This is a genomic window from Streptomyces sp. NPDC101181 (genome assembly GCF_044767975.1).
GTDB lineage: Bacteria > Actinomycetota > Actinomycetes > Streptomycetales > Streptomycetaceae > Streptomyces.
In genome coordinates, this window is the sequence record NZ_JBIWOX010000009.1 from 215,834 (window position 1) to 230,766 (window position 14,933).

Consider the following 14,933-nt stretch of genomic DNA (forward strand, 5'->3'; position numbering starts at 1 on the left):
ATGGTGAACACGACGCAGGCACCCCTGCACGGTGTGAAGGTCCTCGACCTCTCCCGCTTCATCGCGGGCCCGCTCTGCGCCCAGATCCTCGGCGACTTCGGGGCGGAGGTCATCAAGATCGAACGTCCCGCGGGGGAGGACTCCCGGCACCACGGCCCGTACTTCGAGGACGAGAGCATCTACATGTTCCTCTACCACCGGAACAAGTACGACGCCTCGCTCGACACCCGCCACCCCGAGGCTCTGGCCCTGCTGGAGCGGCTGATCGAGTGGGCCGACGTGGTGGTGGAGAACTACCGGCCCGGCACCATCGAGAAGATGGGCATCGGCTACGAGAGGATGAAGGAACTCAACCCCCGGATCATCCTCGTCTCGATCTCCGGCTTCGGCCAGACCGGCCCGGACTCCCGCCGCGCACTGTTCGATGCCATCTCCCAGGCCTCGTCCGGACTGATGAGCATGACGGGCGAGGAAGACGGAAAACCGACCCTGAGCGGTACCTACATCGCGGACTACACCACCGGCTACCAAGGTGCCATCGGCGCACTGATGGCACTGATGCACCGGGAGCGCTCCGGTGAGGGCCAACTCGTCGACGTCGCGTCCTTCGACACGATGTTCTCCGCACTGGGAATCCGCCTCATGGCAGAACTGATGCTCGGCCGGCAGATGCCGCGCAGCGGATCCCGCGACCTGCTGACCGCTCCGGTCAACGTCTACGAGGCGGCCGACAGCCCCATCTACATCCAGGCCGGAACCGCCTCCCTCTTCGCCAGGATGTGCGCCGTGATGAGGCGGCCCGACCTCGCGGCCGACCCCCGGTACGCCACGGTCGAGGGCCGCATGGAACACCAGGCGCTCCTTGAGGAGGCGATCGGAGCCTGGGCCGCCACCCGCACCACCGAGGAGATCGGACGCGAACTCGACGAGGCGGGCATCCCCTACGCCAAGGTCGCCTCCGTGGCCGAGGTGGTCCGCTCGCCGCAGATCGCGGCCCGGGAGATGATCGTCGAGTCGGTCCACCCGCGGCTGGGTACCATCCGAATGCCGGGAAACCCGATCAAGATGGAGAAGACGCCGCCCATGGTCCGCAAAGCGCCGCCGTCCGTCGGAGAGGACAACTCCCACGTCTACGGGCACGTCCTCGGGCTCTCCACCGAGGAGATCGCCCGGCTGCGCGACGCGGGTGCGATCTGATCATGGCCCGCGCTCCCCGCTACCAGATGATCTACAACGATCTGCTGAGCCGGATCACCTCCGGTGAGCTGCCCAAAGGCGCCCAGCTCCCCAGCGAGGCCGATGTCGCCCGGCAGTACGGCGTCAGCCGGATGACCGTCCGCCAGGCGCTCGACCTGCTCGGCACGCAGGGCCACGTCATACGGCGGCAGGGAGTGGGAACCCACGTAGCCGACGGAGCACACCCCGCCCGCCGCCTCAACAGGCTCCGCTCCTTCGCGGAGGAGATCGCCGACGCCGGAGGCGAGGTGACCTCCCGCACCGTACGGGAGGAGACAGCCCCGGCTCCCCCCGACATCGCCACCGCCTTCGGTATCACCCCCGGGGACCACGCCAACCGGCTCACCCGTGTCCGGCTCGTCGGAGACGCACCCGCCGCCTACCAGGACGCCTGGATTCCCTACGCCGTCGCGCCCTCGCTGTGCCGGGAACCCCTGCTCGACGGATCTCTCTACCGGACCCTCACCGACCGGTTCGGCGTCCGCATCCGATACGCCGACCAGACCATGACCGCGTCCCTGCTCACCGAGGAGCAGGCCGCCCATCTCGCGGCGCCCCCGGGTTCTCCCGCGCTGGAGACGCGGCGGACGACCTACGACTCGGACGGCGGGATCGTGGAGCTGACCTGCAGCTGGACCCTGCCCGCATTCCCGTTCCTGCTCCGGATAGACGCCGAATGAGCGGGTCCGTCATCGCCGTCGACGTCGGCACCTCCGGCATCCGAGCCGCCGTCATCACATCCGGCGGTCAGATCCTCGCGTCCCGCCACCTCCCTCGCGGCTCCGGCGTGGGAGGCGACCTCTTCGACTGCGACACCCTGCACCAAGAAGTCCTCGAAACCATCGCGGCTCTCCCGGCACCGCCGGACTGCCAGGCGCTGTGTATCGCCGCGCACATCGGCACGGTGGTGGTCGACGAGAGGCTCAGACCGGTGGGCCCGGGTGGCGGCTGGGCCGACTCCCGGGGTGTCGCTGAACTCTCGGCCCAACCCCAGGAGGTCGTGAGGCGCCTCCTGCGCACCGCCGGACGTCCCACAGCCACCGCGGGCGCTGTGGCGTGCCTGCTGGGTCTCGGGGTCGCGGAGCGTGGCCGGATCGCGGCGGTTCTCGCGCCGAAGGACTTCCTGGTGGCGCGGCTGACGGGGAATCTGGCGACGGATACCGTCAGTGCCGCCTACACCCTGGCTTCCGACGTACGTCGGCGGGAGTGGAATCTGCGAGGACTGCGCGAACTCGGCCTGACGGCAGGTCTGTTCCCGCGCCAGTACGAGCCCGGGGCGGTCGTCGGCGGGCTCACCGGCCCCGCGGCCGCGATGACGGGGCTCCCGAGCGGTCTGCCCGTGGTCGCCGGGGGACCTGACGGTTCGGTGGCCATCGGTCTCCTCCTGGGCACGAGGCTCGACGCTCTCGCCGATATCGCGGGAACGACCGATGTGCTGGCGCGTGTGCTGCCTCCGGACATGGAGGCCCCGCCGGGTGCCGTGCTCAACCCTTCCGTCCTGCCCGGGTGTTTCACCGCGGGGGGAGCCACCGGTCTGACCGGGGGAGCGGTGTCCCACTGGCGTTCCCTCCTGGGGAAGGTGACCGAGGACGAGATCGGCGCTCTTCCCCCCGGGGCCCAGGGCCTGACGGTGCTGCCCGCCATGACCGGAGCGCGCTTCCCGCGCTGGACCCCCGGCAGCCGGGGCGCCGTGCTCGGCCAGCGCCCCGACCACACGGCCTCGCACGTGCTGATGGCGGCGCGCGAAGCGGCTGCGTTCACGGTGCGGGAGGGACTGGATCTGCTGGACCCGGACGGACGGCTCCCGGTGGTGCTGGCCGGAGGTACCGTCCGCAACGAGAATCTGGTCCGGCTGCGCGCCGACGTACTGTCCCGACCACTGCTGGTATCACCGGAGCCCGACGTGACCCTGCTGGGGGCGGCAGCACTCGCCCTCACAGCCGCGGGTCTCGCACCCGACGCGGACACCCTCCGCGAGCGGCTGGTTGGCACCCTCCGCCCGGTTTCTCCTGACGAGACCCGAGCGCGGCGCTACGCTGACCTCTACTCCCGATGGCGTGAGCTGCACGACGTTTGCGGGGCAGGATCTGTTTCGCTTGAAGCAGGTAAAACCCTATGAGGGGCCGGGGCGAAGGAACTCACGCGCATAACCCTGGTGACTCCCTCGCCGAGCTCCGCACCTGGCGTGCAGGCCACCTCGCCCCATGCCGTCGGTGTGCGTCGCGTCAGTCACCGACTGCTGCCGAGGCAAACCTCCGGCACACCGGTAACTCAAGGCCCGGCTAACTCAAGGCCCGGCGATGCGGCAGCCTGATGCACGCGCGGCACCTGTGCACCGCTCACGCGGCGATGATGGAGGAAGAGACGTGAGGAACATGCACACGATCGGTGCCCGCGATCTGGATGCGGCGCTGATCGTGAGAACCGACTTCGACAACGAACCAGCCTGGCTTGCCATAGTCGCGGAACTTCGTCAGCCGTGGGGTGAGGACGAGGAGCGTGACGCGCTTGTGCACATCGTCGAGGATCCCCTGTGGTCCGGTGCGACGGTGCAGCAAGTGCGAGCGGCGGCACAGGCGGGCGATGGCACGGTCTTCCTTGTCGACGCTATCGCTGTGGCGCACTCCCATTTCGCCATGCTGGCGGTGGACCTCGGTTCCGCGGAGGACATCGTGCCGGGACAGGACACGGTCCGCGTGGAGCCTTCGGCGGTCCAGGATTTCCACGCGCAGCGGTTCATCGACAACATGTCCTTCATGGACTTCGTCGACCAGGCCGCACGGGACTCCGAGGGAATCGTCTGGTCCCCTTACTGAAGCGACAGACGTGCTGCAATCTTGTCTTTCCGCCCGTTCGTATCGGTCTCTGTTCATGAACGCCGGTCCCGCGTCCATGAACGCCGGTCCTGGGTCGCTGCGTTCAGCACCGATCCCCCGGACGGACACGTCGGGTCGAGCGCCTAGCGCGTGAGGGACCCGGCGATGATCGCGTTGATCCCGCCGAGTTGGGCGATCTGGTCCTCGGTCAGCCGGTCAAAGAGGTGCTCGCGCAAAGTCGCGTAGTAGCCGGGGGCCGTATCCGCGTACTTCCGCGCCCCGGCCTCGGTTACCGAGGCGATGGTGACACGGGCGTCCGCGGGGTCCCGTTCGCGCAGGAGCCACCCCTGTCTCTCCAGTCGGGACGCGAGGCGGGAGAGATGCGACGGGGTGACCCGGGACAGTTCCGCGAGCGAGCCCATGGTGTGCGTGCGGTCGCTGTGCTGCGTGAGGCACCACAGGATCAGGAACTCGTAGTGGCAGAGACCGTCCCGCTTGAGCCGTGTCTCCAGGGCTGCCGGGAGCCAGAGGAGTACGGACAGCGTGGAGTCCCATGTCGCCGAGTGGGCGGTGGGGAGTGCGTCGTCCGCTGTCATGGGAGCGATCATAGCAGCCAAAGCTTTCTGCGGAAACAAACTTAGAGTTACTTGCGTCGGAAACTATGTGGCTGTACGTTAGTTTCTGCTGCAAGTAAAAATCCTGACCGAGGAGTTCCCATGCGCGCTGCCCGCTACCACGACTACGGACCCGCAGATGTGATCGTCATCGAGGACGTCCCTGAGCCGCACGCCGGTCCCGGTGAGGTCCGTATCCGGGTGGCTGCGGCCAGCGTCAATCCCATCGACTGGAAGCTGCGCTCGGGGGAGGTCCGCGAGTTCTTCCCCGTCGAGTTCCCGGCGATCCCCGGCCGTGACGCCGCCGGCGTGGTCGACGAGGTCGGCGAGGGCGCTGCGGGAGCCGCCGTAGGCGATAGGGTCTTCGGCCTCGGCGGAATCTTCGGAGCGAGTGCGGAGTACGCCGTACTGAGCGCCTGGGCGCCGGTGCCGGAGCAGTGGACGCTTGAGCAGGCTGCCGGAGCCGGCCTCGCCGTCGCCACCGCGGGCCGGGCGCTCGACGCGCTCGGCGATCTGGCCGGCCGCACGGTGCTGATCGAGGGAGCCGCTGGTGGAGTAGGTGGCGCAGCCGTCGCGATGGCGGGGGCTCGTGGTGCGACCGTCATCGGCACGTCCAGTCCCGGCAAGCACGCCTATCTGCGCACGCTCGGAGCCGTGCCCACTGTCTACGGCGCCGGACTGGCCGGTCGGGTCCGCGACCTCGCACCCGCAGGAGTGGATGCGGTGATCGACCTGGCGGCATCCGGATCCCTCGCCGATCTGGTCGCCATAGCCGGCGACCCCGCGCGTGTCGTGACGGTCGCCGACGCGGTCCGCGCGGAGGGGCTGGGGGTCCGGCACGTCTTCGCGGAGAACGATCCGAGGCTGTTGGCCGAAGGCGCCGCGCTGGGCGGCCTGGGTACGTACACCCCCTACGTCCAGGCGACATACCCGCTGGACAAGATAGTCGTGGCCCACCGCGAGGCCGAGGGCGGTCACACTCAGGGAAAGCTGATCGTCACCGTCTGACGACAGCCGACGCCACCGGACGGTGTGACCGACACGCTTGGTAGTCGCGGCACCGTCCGCGCCCACCGGCTCGCCGCCGGGGCCCTATACAGGGGTCCCGGCGGCGAGCCGGGCGGCATGACCTTGGATGATCCCGCGGCGGGACAGCCACCACTATGCATCTCGCCGACGGCAGCCGCTGCCGACCGCTCGGCTTCGGCGTCACTCCCGGCCGTGCCGGTGATACGCCCGCGTTCGGGTGCTGCTGAGCAGGGCGACGCTCAGGGGCCCCGTCAGACAGGGGCATGCTTTCCGGCGGTCAGACCACCGTCGACCACGAACTCCGCGCCGGTGCTGTAGGAGGCATCGTCGCTGAGCAGGAACGCGATCAGAGCCGAGACCTCCGCCGGGGCGGCGCCCCGTCCCAGCGGCACGCTGTCCAGGACGGCCGGAAGCGCCGCCGCGGCGTCGGGTGACTCGAGCATCGCCGTGAAGATCACCCCGGGGTGAACGGAGTTGACGCGGATGCCCCGCGGCGCCAGTTCGAGCGCTGCTGACTTCGTCATCCCGCGCACAGCCCATTTCGCCGCGACGTACGGCAAGACTCCGGGCTGCCCGATCAAACCGTCGACGGAGGAGATGTTGACGATCGAGTCGCCCTGGCCCATGTGCGGGGCTGCGGCGCGCATCCCCAGAAAGACGCCGTCCTGGTTGATGGCTATCTGGCGCCGGTAGGACTCGTACGTGATCTGGTCCAGTGGGGCGACCTCTGTCACGCCGGCGTTGTTGACCAGCCCGTTCAGGGCCCCGAACGTTTTGACGGTCAGTGCTACAGCGGCATCCCACGACTCCTCGGACGTGACGTCCAGCGAGGTGTAGAGGGCGCGCCCTCCGAGTTCCCCGGCGAGCCGGGCGCCCTCCCGGTCCAGGATGTCGGTGAGGACGACGTTGGCGCCCTCCTGGATCAGGCGCCTCGCGTGCGCCTCTCCCTGACCGCGGGCGGCGCCGGTGACGAGGACGGTTCTGCCGTTCAGACGGTTCACAGGTTTCTCCTCATGTCGTGGACCGGCCGTGAGCGCCGGAGGTGCGTGGGTCGTGGCCGCCGGAGGGGTCGGCCGGGTCACAGCGTCGGGTAGTCGACGAGGCCCTCGGGCCCGTTGGTGTAGAACGTCTCTCGCCTGGGTGCGCCGAGTGGGGCCCTGGCGGCGAAGCGCGCGGGCAGATCGGGGTTGGCGATGAAGGGCCGACCGTAGGCGACCGCGTCGACCAGCCCGTCGGCCACGGCCTGCTCCCCTTCCTCGCGGGTGAAGCCGCCTGCCGCGAGGAGGGTTCCCGCATAGCGTTCACGCACCCACTCGAGCGTGATGCTCTCGTCCGCGCCGGCTGCGCGGTCCTCTTCTGTGACCCGGTTGACCTGCAGGTAGGCGAGGTCGACGTCGGCGAGGCGTCCGAGGAGGTACGCGAAGTCCTCGCGGCCGGTCGGGTCGGGGCGCCCGTCCACCGGCCAGACGGGCGAGATCTTCAGGCCGGTGCGGTCGCCGCCGATCTCAGCGGCCACCGCCGCGACCGAGTCGAGCAGCACGCGGACCCGTGCGGAAGCCGAGCCGCCGAACTCGTCGGTGCGGCGGTTGGTCGACGTGCGCAGGAAGCGGTCCATCAGGTTGCCGGTGCCCGCGTGCACCTCTACGGCGTCGAATCCGAGTTCGCGGGCGCGACGGGCCGCGGTGCCGAAGTCGCTCGCGACCGCCCTGATCTCCTCCGCGGTGAGCTGCTCCGGACGCAGTTCGTGCCTGATCACCCAGTTCCTGCCCTTACCGGCACCGTCCTCTTCGCTGCGCGCCCGTACGACGTGCCACAGTTGCAACGCGATGCGTCCACCCTCGGCATGGACGGACTCCACGACCTTGCGCCACGCCGGTGCGTGGCTCTCGTCGAAGAACCCGACCATGGGGCCGTAGCCGGCGCCGAATGGGATGGCCGCCGCGGCCTCGGTGACGATCAGCCCGGCGGTCGAGCGCTGCGCGTAGTACTCCGCCACAGCTGGCAGAGGGACGTTGTTCTCGTCGGCACGCATGCGCGTCATGGGCGCCATGACGATGCGGTTGGGGAGTTCGAGCGCGCCGAGCTTCACGGGAGTGAACAGGTGGTCGCTGGTGGCGGAGCCGTTGTCCGCTGCGTTAATATGCATGAGTACAAGATACGTATCGTCGAAAGAAATGCAAGAAACACTCTTGCGTATCTTCGGTCACACAGGGACGCCGCATGATCGATTTGAGATTCCCCACGACGCTGTTCACGATGCAGCTCGTCGCCGATGCCGCGGAGTCGGGCAGGTCCACCGTGAGCTCGACCGAGCTGGCCGCGAAGCTCGACAACAATCCGAGCTTCGTGCGCTCGCTGGCCGCACCTCTCGTACGCGACGGGCTGCTGACGTCGGTGCGTGGCCGCAGCGGGGGGCTCGGCCTGGCGCGGTCGGCGTCGGACATCACGCTCCGCGAGATCTACCGCTCCGCGATCGCGGACAAGCGAATCTGGGACCAGCGTGATGAGATGCCGCACGTCTGCGAGGTCACCACGAAGGCGTGCCGCTACTTCGAGACGCTCACCGACGAGATCGAGGATGCAGTCGTCGCGATGCTGGGGGACAAGACGCTGAGTGACAGCCTCGCCGATCTCAGGAAGCTGCCCTTCGTGGACGACTGACCGGTCGCGCCGCTCGGCCGGCGCGACAGGCCCGCCTCGTTCCGACGCCGGACCCGGAGCGGGGGCGGTGGGTGCTGCCGAGGCCGACCCTCGACGGAGGCGAGGCCGACGTGGGCCCTGCTGTCCGCGACCTCTGACACATGATCATGACTTGCACGTGACCCGGCCGACCGGGACCGTTCGGCCGGACTGCTTGGCGCGTCTTGCGCGGTCGTCGTACCCGCGTTCGTTGGTCGGAAGCCCGTCGTGTCGTGGCTGTTGATTCGGCGGGTGCCGCGAAGGGGTATCCGACGGCACCCCGGTAGGCGAGCGGTCGGTGCGTGAGGGGGTTGATTCTGCGCGCCAGCTGCTGAGATCGACCCGCGACGCGGTCCCGTTCCTGGGCTCTTTCCGCTTGCCGGGATCGCCTGCTCAGGCGATCCCGGCGACCTGCTGTGTTTCCGATGCGCTCAGGTCCGGCCGCGGAGCGATCCGTCGGGCGTCAACGTCGACGAAGACCCGTTTCCGCCAGTGCTCGCGCAGAGAACACCTCGTGCGTCTGGCCCGCGCAGACTGGGGGAGGGGGAGTCAGGAGGCGAGCCCCCGCAGGACACGCAGGTCGGCGGCGGCCTGGCTGCTCATCGCCGGAATCAACGGGTGCAGGCCTTCCGGCAGGTTCGCCAGAGCCGACCGCACTTCCTCCGGCGTGCCCACCTCTTCGAAGAGGCCGATGGTGAGATGCGCGGCCACGGTGGGGGAGGACTCGATGACGCGCCGGGAGAAGGCGTCCCACTCCTCGGAAGTAACGTGGTCACGCAGCGCGGGAAACAGCACGGGCTCTTCGTGTTCCAGGTGGACGGTGACGCTGTCCCGTACGTCGAGCGCGGCCTCGCGAAGAGCGCTGCGGCCGGCCGGTGTGTCGATCTCCACCGCTGCCAGCCGGTCGAGGGCCGCCTCCAGGCGCTCATGCTCCCTGCTGAGCTCCTTCAGTGGTCCAGCCGTTTCCGGAGCGGCCATCAGGATCTGCGGCCACAGCCAGGCGTCCTCGGTCTCGTGGTGATGACGCAGGTTCGCCACCACGAAATCCCGGAAGAGCGCGATGCTCTCCGTGGGTACCGACTCACGGACGGCGGCGTCGACGAGAAGACCCGTCGCCACGCGGTGCATCCCGTGACTCAGGCGGGTTTCCGTGACTGCTCCGTGCATGTGTTCTGAGGTCTCTTCCACGGTGGAACCTTTCGTGATCGAGGTGGTGCCGATCGGACTCCTGGCCGACCAGGCGAGTGCTGGAACGCCTTCCTGCAGAGCGGGAGGTCGGCACGGGGGCTCCGGGGCAGATGTCGGTCACCACGTTCGTCTCGCTCGATGCAGCACCTGCCAATATAGTTGATGCATCTACTTTGTGGAGGCGAGGACCAGCTTCGTCGAGCAGGGGGCGCCTCGCCGAGAGAAGAATGTCGACCACGGTCGACTCGTACTGATTCACAGCACGGAGGAAACTCATGAACGATCAGCCCCTCGCCCCCGTCGTCGATCGCAGGGATGACCGCGGCCACTACGCGATCCTTGTCGGCGGTGAGCAGGCCGGCCTGACCGCCTTCGCGGACCGAGGAGACCAGCGAGTCTTCTACCACACCGAGATCGGCGACCAGTTTGCCCGCCTCGGTCTCGCCAAGCAGCTGGTGGCAGAGGCCCTGAGCGACACCCGCGCGCACCACAAGCGGATCGTGGCGGTGTGCCCCTACGTCGCCAAATTCCTCAAGCAGACCGATGAATACACTGCCGCTACGGACCCCGTCACGCCCGACATCCTGCAATGGCTCGGGCACCGGCTTCCCTGAGCGGTTCCCCCGCTCGGTGGGGCCGAGCGGGGGAATCACTACGGCAGGGGTCCGTCGTAACGCATCCAGAAGTCGATGGCATCCGGTCGCGGCCGGGGTGCCTGGGAACTGCGCTCTGCATCGAACTTCATGACAGTCTCGGGCGACTGCCGCACGGTGGGCCAGTCAGGAAGCCCTGGCCCGTTCGGATCACCTGTACGGGCGAAGTTCATCCAGTAGCCGCTCATCTCGTCCCGTAGCGCGTAGTCCCGCTCGGTGTAGGCGCCGTTGCCGTCCTTACCGAGGTTGTCGTACGCGTACATCACCTCCGCGCCGTGGTAGGCGCCGAACTTACGGAGACCATCCTCCGGAGGGGTGTGTGCGAAGAAGTAGGTATAGGTGTCCGCTTGTCCTGTGCGTGCGTGCAGGGTGGCCCAGCGTCGCATGGCCCGGGTCATGACCTTGTCGGTCTCGGCCTGGAGGAGGGAGTCGAGAACCTGATCCTCGGTTTCGCCGGGGTAGAGACGAAGGAACTCCTCCGCGTCAGCATCGTGCTCTTCCCGCACCGATTGCCGGTAGTCGTCCACATCGGAGTCCGGCGGGCTCAGCAGGCCGAGAGACGCTTCATCCGCGTTGCTTCCGACGAGCATGGGTACGTCCAACTGGTCGCCGGCCGCATAGATCTCGGCGGGAAGCCGATTCAGTACGTGACCGTCGAGAGAAGGGCGCCAGTGACCCTTCAGCGATTCAGCCTCGTCCACGACACGATCCGCGGGCATGCGGCGCATTTCCTCGACGGAAGCGCCTCCCAGCTTCTTGCTCAGACGCTGTCCTGCTTCTTCGGCCACTGACCTGGTGTCGTACTGATCGTCTCGCTCAGTGTTGCCCCGAGTTCCCATGCAGGCCCCGCTTCCGCCGATGACGCCGTTCACGAGGCCCGCTGCGCGCTGCGTTGCGCCGAGGACGCACACGCTCTCACCGCCCGCGGACTCACCCGCGATCGTCACGCGATCGGGGTCCCCGCCGAAGGCCGCGACGTTCTGGCGAACCCACTTGAGGGCGGCGATCTGATCGAGGATGCCGTAGTTGCCCGAGGAACCGGTCGTCGACTCCTCCGCGAGGGCCGGGTGCGACAAGAAGCCCAGCACCCCGAGCCGGTAGTTGATCGTGACGATGATCGCCTCACCGCGGGAAGCCAGTGATTCGCCGTCATAGAGCGGAAGGGCGCCGGAACCGGTGGCGAAGCCTCCGCCGGGGATGTAGACGATCACCGGAAGCTTCGCCGCGCTGGGCTGCCGACTGCGCCAGATGTTGAGGTACAGGCTGTCCTCGCTCACCGGATACGGATTGAGGAGCGTGTTCTCCAGCGGCGCCTTCACCACCTGCGACAGGGCCCGGGTGAGGAAGGTGGACGTTCCTTGCACAGGAACATCGGAGAACTCGTCGGCGACCAGCAGCTCCGAGCGTTGCTCGGGGGGCTGCGGCGGACGCCAGCGCCGGTCTCCGACCGGAGGACGCGCGTACGGAACCCCGGCGAAGATCTCGACGTCGCGCTCGTCGTTGAGGACACCCCTGACGGGCCCCTCTTGCGTGGGAACGGTCCTGGACGGCATACGTTCGCCGCCCCCGGCCGCCCGGTTCTGGGCCGGAGGGTAGGCGAGTACGGCGACTCCGCCCACGACGACTCCGGCGAGCAGCCACACCCCGACCTTGAGCAGAACGGAGCCGCGAACCCACCAGCGCACGGTGAGACCGAGTGCCGCGAGGACGGCAGCGACGAGCAACCAACCCCACCACGGTGATCGGTTGAGCCAGGCGATCCCGCAGGCGACCGCGGTCAGGACGAGGAAGGGAATCCAGCCCCCGGGAGATCTCATCGTTTGATGCGGCCGCTGCTCGCGTACGCGACTGCCTGCACTTACAGACCCGGTCATGCGCAACCTACTGACAATGCCCACTGCTCTCTCGTTCCAACGGATGCACACTACGTGTGTTGCTCAGGTGTCCGGCGCTGCTGAGAGCGCTCCGGGTAGAGGCGGCGTAGCGCGCGATGTCAAAGGGGTTGCGCCTGCCGAGACCGATGCTCCTCCACTGTCCGTCACGACGTGTCGCACAGTGATGAACTGCCCACCGGGCTGGCCGGTGTCGAGGAAGGTTTGTCCGCTGGACGATTCGCCTGCGGCCTCCGTCAGCGATTCCCGTCTCGGAAAAGGACTTGCTCACCCAAAAGTACGATGTTGTGGTAGATGTGTCAACTAAACCGTTAGGTGTGACGGCACCCCGGCCCCTTCCGGTGTATCTCTGATCCTCGCCGGTGCCGCCTGGCGTGACCCGCTCGATCGCCGTGTGGCGTATCGAGTCACCGCCCGCTCGATCCATCCATCAGGTCGGCGCCCACTCGACCCATCGGTCGAGGCCCTCCCGTGCGTGAGTGCCGCCACAGCCTCACCCGGGTAGTTGATGTGTCACCAGCGGCGGGGTACGTTCTGGTGAGCATCGTTACAAAAAAGCCATACGGTGAAAGAAGGAGGATGCGAAGTCCCGTTCCAGGGGTTGTCGGTTGACGCCGAGGCTCCGGCCCGACCGGCCAGTGCCGCGCGGGTAGCAGCTTTCCTGTCATCGACGATCGCGACCTGTGCTGTCCTCTTGCGCATTCCCGGACGAGGGTCCGGGCCGCGGCCATGTCCATGGGGTGGAGTGCAACGCGATGGACATGCCAGGCCGTCCGCCCTGCTGAGGAGGGGCACGGCGCACATCGCTGCGACACCGCCGGAAGGGCGGTTGCGTGCACTCGCCCGAGACCTCCCTATCGAACCGACCAGAGAGACGCATTCACCGGTGCACCTCGACAGACGCTGTCGCGCCACTCACCAACCTGGAAGGCGCAAGGCGGCCGAGGACCGTCGATTGCCGCGCAGACGCAACAGGGCGGCTGTTGTGTTCCGAGAACGAAGGAGCCGTACCGCACGGCTTCCCGTTTTCGCTGATCACAACTCCCGAACCATCTTGAGCCTTCAGATGACCTTCTGTGCGCACCCTGCCGACGGCGGACGGGCTGGTACATAAATATGAGAAGTTCGCGCCTCTGGCTCTGCGGTCCTGGAATTTCCACAGGCCCTGGAATTTCCACAGATCTTGGGATTGCCGCACGGCAGGAACCATCGGAAAGCGAAGACGCTTCTTCGGCGCCCTGGACGTTCGTGCCTCACCCCGTACTGCTGGTCGACCGAGCCGGGACAGTGCTGCACGTGAACGCGCGCGCCTCCGCGATCCTCCCCGAGGCGGCTCCTGGTGTGCTGCTGCAAAAGTGCGTACCTGGTTGGCTGCACGACGCCCACTTCCTCTTCGCCTCCGAGGGGGTACCGCAAGGCGGCACGTCCGTGGCAGGGACGGTCGATGAGCAGTCCTACAAGGCGTATCTCACCAGACAGCCGGACGGAAGTACCGTCTGGTGGCTGGTGGATGACACCGATCACCGGCGAGCCGTCGATGCCCTCACGCTCGAACGAAAGCGGACCGCTTTGCTTGCGAAGGCTTCCAGCGCTTTGCTCTCCTCTCTGGAGCCGGAGCTGTGTATGAGGGTGACCGCGCAACTAGCCGCAGAGCATTTCGCCGACGCGGCCGTCGTGATCGCGCCGAGCAGCGGACCTCGGCTGCCGGCCGTCAGTTGCCTGCGAGGAGAGGTTCCGCGGCGTGAGGAGTGGAATGCTGACCCGCGCGAAATGCCGGGACTGGCAGAGGCGTTGAAAGGCTTTGCGCCGGTGCCCTCGCGTTGGATCGACCCGAGATCGACGCCGTCGTGGCTGATCCCCGACGATTTCGGTGAGGTCGGGTCGATCGTCGTGACACCTTTGCCAGGGTACGGGGCATCGGCCGGTGCCCTGATCCTGCTGCGCAGCCTGGAGGCGCCGGCGTTCAGCGATGACGAGGAAGTGTTCGCGCGGCTGTTCGCCGCCCGGTCGGGGGCGGCTGTGTCCGCGGCCCGCCTGTATACGGAGCAGGCGTCGGTGTCGCAGATGCTGACCAGGGAACTGCTGCCGCCCGTACTGCACCGCATTGCCGGGGTGGAATTCGCCGGCGGATATCGGCCGTCGCAACCTGTTGCTCGAATCGGCGGAGATTTCTATGACGTGCATCCCGCGAGCACAGTGGGCGAGCCGACATTCGCGGTGCTGGGCGACGTGTGCGGAAAGGGACTGGAAGCGGCCGCGCTGACGGGGAGGATACGAAACATCCTGCACGCGTTGCTCCCTATGGCCGAGAATCACCAGCGGGTCATCGGCTTGCTGAATTCGGCGCTGCTGAATTCGCATCACTCGCGTTTCGCGACTCTCGTGATGGCGTCCGCTGTGCGTGAAGCGTCCTCGGTGAAGCTGCGGATCACCAGTGCCGGGCACCCTCCCGCCCTGATCGTGCGAGCCGGCGGCTCTGTGGAAGAGGGAACCTCTCGTGGCACCCTGCTGGGTGTGATGCCTGATGCGACTGCCACGACAGTCGACGAGACATTGGCGCCGAAGGACTTCTGCGTTCTGTTCACCGATGGTTTCACCGAAGCCAAGGGCGGGCCTCTGGGGAACGAGCTGTTCGGTGAGGAACGCCTCCGGCGAGCGCTGTCACAGTGTGCCGGGATGCCCGCCGAAGCAGTCGTCGAGCACGTTCAGATGCTCGCGTCGGAGTGGGTCGGCGCTGCGTCGCACGACGACATGGCGATCATGGTGATCGCCGCGCCCGCGCTTCCTGTCGACTGACGTGGGCTTGGGCTCGATCACCGCGGCTGT

The 14,933-nt window shown here is 67.7% G+C and carries 13 protein-coding genes; 8 read left to right on the forward strand and 5 right to left on the reverse strand.

Translation table 11 applies throughout. The features are described 5' to 3' along the window. The 4 genes from ACIRRU_RS16105 to ACIRRU_RS16120 all read left to right on the forward strand — a co-directional run bounded on the left by ACIRRU_RS16105 (position 1) and on the right by ACIRRU_RS16120 (position 4,052). A complete protein-coding gene (locus tag ACIRRU_RS16105) occupies positions 1-1,197 on the forward strand; it encodes a CaiB/BaiF CoA transferase family protein (protein WP_403680596.1) in 1,197 nt (398 codons plus the stop codon). Between the two features lie 2 nt (positions 1,198-1,199). Beyond that, positions 1,200-1,916 carry a GntR family transcriptional regulator gene (locus ACIRRU_RS16110; RefSeq protein WP_403680599.1) on the forward strand — a complete coding sequence of 239 codons (717 nt, stop codon included), beginning with the start codon at positions 1,200-1,202 and terminating at the stop codon, positions 1,914-1,916. After that, positions 1,913-3,355, forward strand: coding sequence for an FGGY-family carbohydrate kinase (locus tag ACIRRU_RS16115; protein ID WP_403680602.1), 1,443 nt, complete (start codon positions 1,913-1,915; stop codon positions 3,353-3,355). Before ACIRRU_RS16110 ends, ACIRRU_RS16115 begins: the two co-directional genes overlap by 4 nt. A 256-nt stretch (positions 3,356-3,611) precedes the next feature. Then, a complete protein-coding gene (locus ACIRRU_RS16120) occupies positions 3,612-4,052 on the forward strand; it encodes a DUF6924 domain-containing protein (protein WP_403680757.1) in 441 nt (146 codons plus the stop codon). 143 nt (positions 4,053-4,195) lie between these two features. Here ACIRRU_RS16120 and ACIRRU_RS16125 read toward each other — a convergent pair whose 3' ends face one another. Further along, the gene (locus ACIRRU_RS16125) at positions 4,196-4,648 is read right to left on the reverse strand and encodes a MarR family winged helix-turn-helix transcriptional regulator (RefSeq protein ID WP_403680605.1); all 453 of its coding nucleotides are present in this window, start codon (positions 4,646-4,648) and stop codon (positions 4,196-4,198) included. Between the two features lie 120 nt (positions 4,649-4,768). Here ACIRRU_RS16125 and ACIRRU_RS16130 point away from each other — a divergent pair, with 120 nt between their 5' ends. After that, entirely contained in the window at positions 4,769-5,674 is a 906-nt protein-coding gene (locus tag ACIRRU_RS16130) for an NADP-dependent oxidoreductase (protein WP_403680608.1), read from the forward strand. Between the two features lie 272 nt (positions 5,675-5,946). On the opposite strand, the gene ACIRRU_RS16135 is transcribed toward ACIRRU_RS16130, so the two are convergent. Both ACIRRU_RS16135 and ACIRRU_RS16140 read right to left on the reverse strand, forming a co-directional pair. Next, on the reverse strand, positions 5,947-6,696 hold the full coding sequence (locus ACIRRU_RS16135) for an SDR family NAD(P)-dependent oxidoreductase (protein WP_403680611.1): 750 nt from the start codon (positions 6,694-6,696) through the stop codon (positions 5,947-5,949). Positions 6,697-6,773: 77 nt separating this feature from the next. Beyond that, positions 6,774-7,841, reverse strand: coding sequence for an alkene reductase (locus ACIRRU_RS16140; protein ID WP_403680613.1), 1,068 nt, complete (start codon positions 7,839-7,841; stop codon positions 6,774-6,776). Positions 7,842-7,915: 74 nt separating this feature from the next. On the opposite strand from ACIRRU_RS16140, the gene ACIRRU_RS16145 reads away from it, so the two are divergent. Further along, positions 7,916-8,356 (forward strand): RrF2 family transcriptional regulator, encoded by a 441-nt coding sequence (locus tag ACIRRU_RS16145; RefSeq protein WP_403680616.1) that lies wholly within the window; start codon positions 7,916-7,918, stop codon positions 8,354-8,356. 567 nt (positions 8,357-8,923) lie between these two features. Here the strand turns inward: ACIRRU_RS16145 and ACIRRU_RS16150 are convergent. After that, positions 8,924-9,502 (reverse strand): hemerythrin domain-containing protein, encoded by a 579-nt coding sequence (locus tag ACIRRU_RS16150; protein WP_403680619.1) that lies wholly within the window; start codon positions 9,500-9,502, stop codon positions 8,924-8,926. Between the two features lie 335 nt (positions 9,503-9,837). Here ACIRRU_RS16150 and ACIRRU_RS16155 point away from each other — a divergent pair, with 335 nt between their 5' ends. Continuing rightward, complete coding sequence (locus tag ACIRRU_RS16155) at positions 9,838-10,176, forward strand: GNAT family N-acetyltransferase (protein ID WP_403680622.1); 339 nt, start codon at positions 9,838-9,840, stop codon at positions 10,174-10,176. Between the two features lie 38 nt (positions 10,177-10,214). Here the strand turns inward: ACIRRU_RS16155 and ACIRRU_RS16160 are convergent, their stop codons facing one another. Beyond that, complete coding sequence (locus ACIRRU_RS16160) at positions 10,215-12,032, reverse strand: carboxylesterase/lipase family protein (RefSeq protein WP_403680624.1); 1,818 nt, start codon at positions 12,030-12,032, stop codon at positions 10,215-10,217. 1,323 nt (positions 12,033-13,355) lie between these two features. On the opposite strand from ACIRRU_RS16160, the gene ACIRRU_RS16165 reads away from it, so the two are divergent. Further along, positions 13,356-14,903, forward strand: coding sequence for a PP2C family protein-serine/threonine phosphatase (locus tag ACIRRU_RS16165; RefSeq protein WP_403680627.1), 1,548 nt, complete (start codon positions 13,356-13,358; stop codon positions 14,901-14,903). Positions 14,904-14,933 lie beyond the last annotated feature (30 nt).

What these genes read in the sequence shown, in the direction of transcription:
- ACIRRU_RS16105 (WP_403680596.1), top strand. Translation starts at nt 1, where the DNA reads ATGGTGAACACGACGCAGGCACCCCTGCACGGTGTGAAGGTCCTCGAC.
- ACIRRU_RS16110 (WP_403680599.1), top strand. Translation starts at nt 1,200, where the DNA reads ATGGCCCGCGCTCCCCGCTACCAGATGATCTACAACGATCTGCTGAGC.
- ACIRRU_RS16115 (WP_403680602.1), top strand. Translation starts at nt 1,913, where the DNA reads ATGAGCGGGTCCGTCATCGCCGTCGACGTCGGCACCTCCGGCATCCGA.
- ACIRRU_RS16120 (WP_403680757.1), top strand. Translation starts at nt 3,612, where the DNA reads ATGCACACGATCGGTGCCCGCGATCTGGATGCGGCGCTGATCGTGAGA.
- ACIRRU_RS16125 (WP_403680605.1), bottom strand. Translation starts at nt 4,648, where the DNA reads ATGACAGCGGACGACGCACTCCCCACCGCCCACTCGGCGACATGGGAC.
- ACIRRU_RS16130 (WP_403680608.1), top strand. Translation starts at nt 4,769, where the DNA reads ATGCGCGCTGCCCGCTACCACGACTACGGACCCGCAGATGTGATCGTC.
- ACIRRU_RS16140 (WP_403680613.1), bottom strand. Translation starts at nt 7,841, where the DNA reads ATGCATATTAACGCAGCGGACAACGGCTCCGCCACCAGCGACCACCTG.
- ACIRRU_RS16145 (WP_403680616.1), top strand. Translation starts at nt 7,916, where the DNA reads ATGATCGATTTGAGATTCCCCACGACGCTGTTCACGATGCAGCTCGTC.
- ACIRRU_RS16150 (WP_403680619.1), bottom strand. Translation starts at nt 9,502, where the DNA reads ATGCACCGCGTGGCGACGGGTCTTCTCGTCGACGCCGCCGTCCGTGAG.
- ACIRRU_RS16155 (WP_403680622.1), top strand. Translation starts at nt 9,838, where the DNA reads ATGAACGATCAGCCCCTCGCCCCCGTCGTCGATCGCAGGGATGACCGC.
- ACIRRU_RS16160 (WP_403680624.1), bottom strand. Translation starts at nt 12,032, where the DNA reads ATGAGATCTCCCGGGGGCTGGATTCCCTTCCTCGTCCTGACCGCGGTC.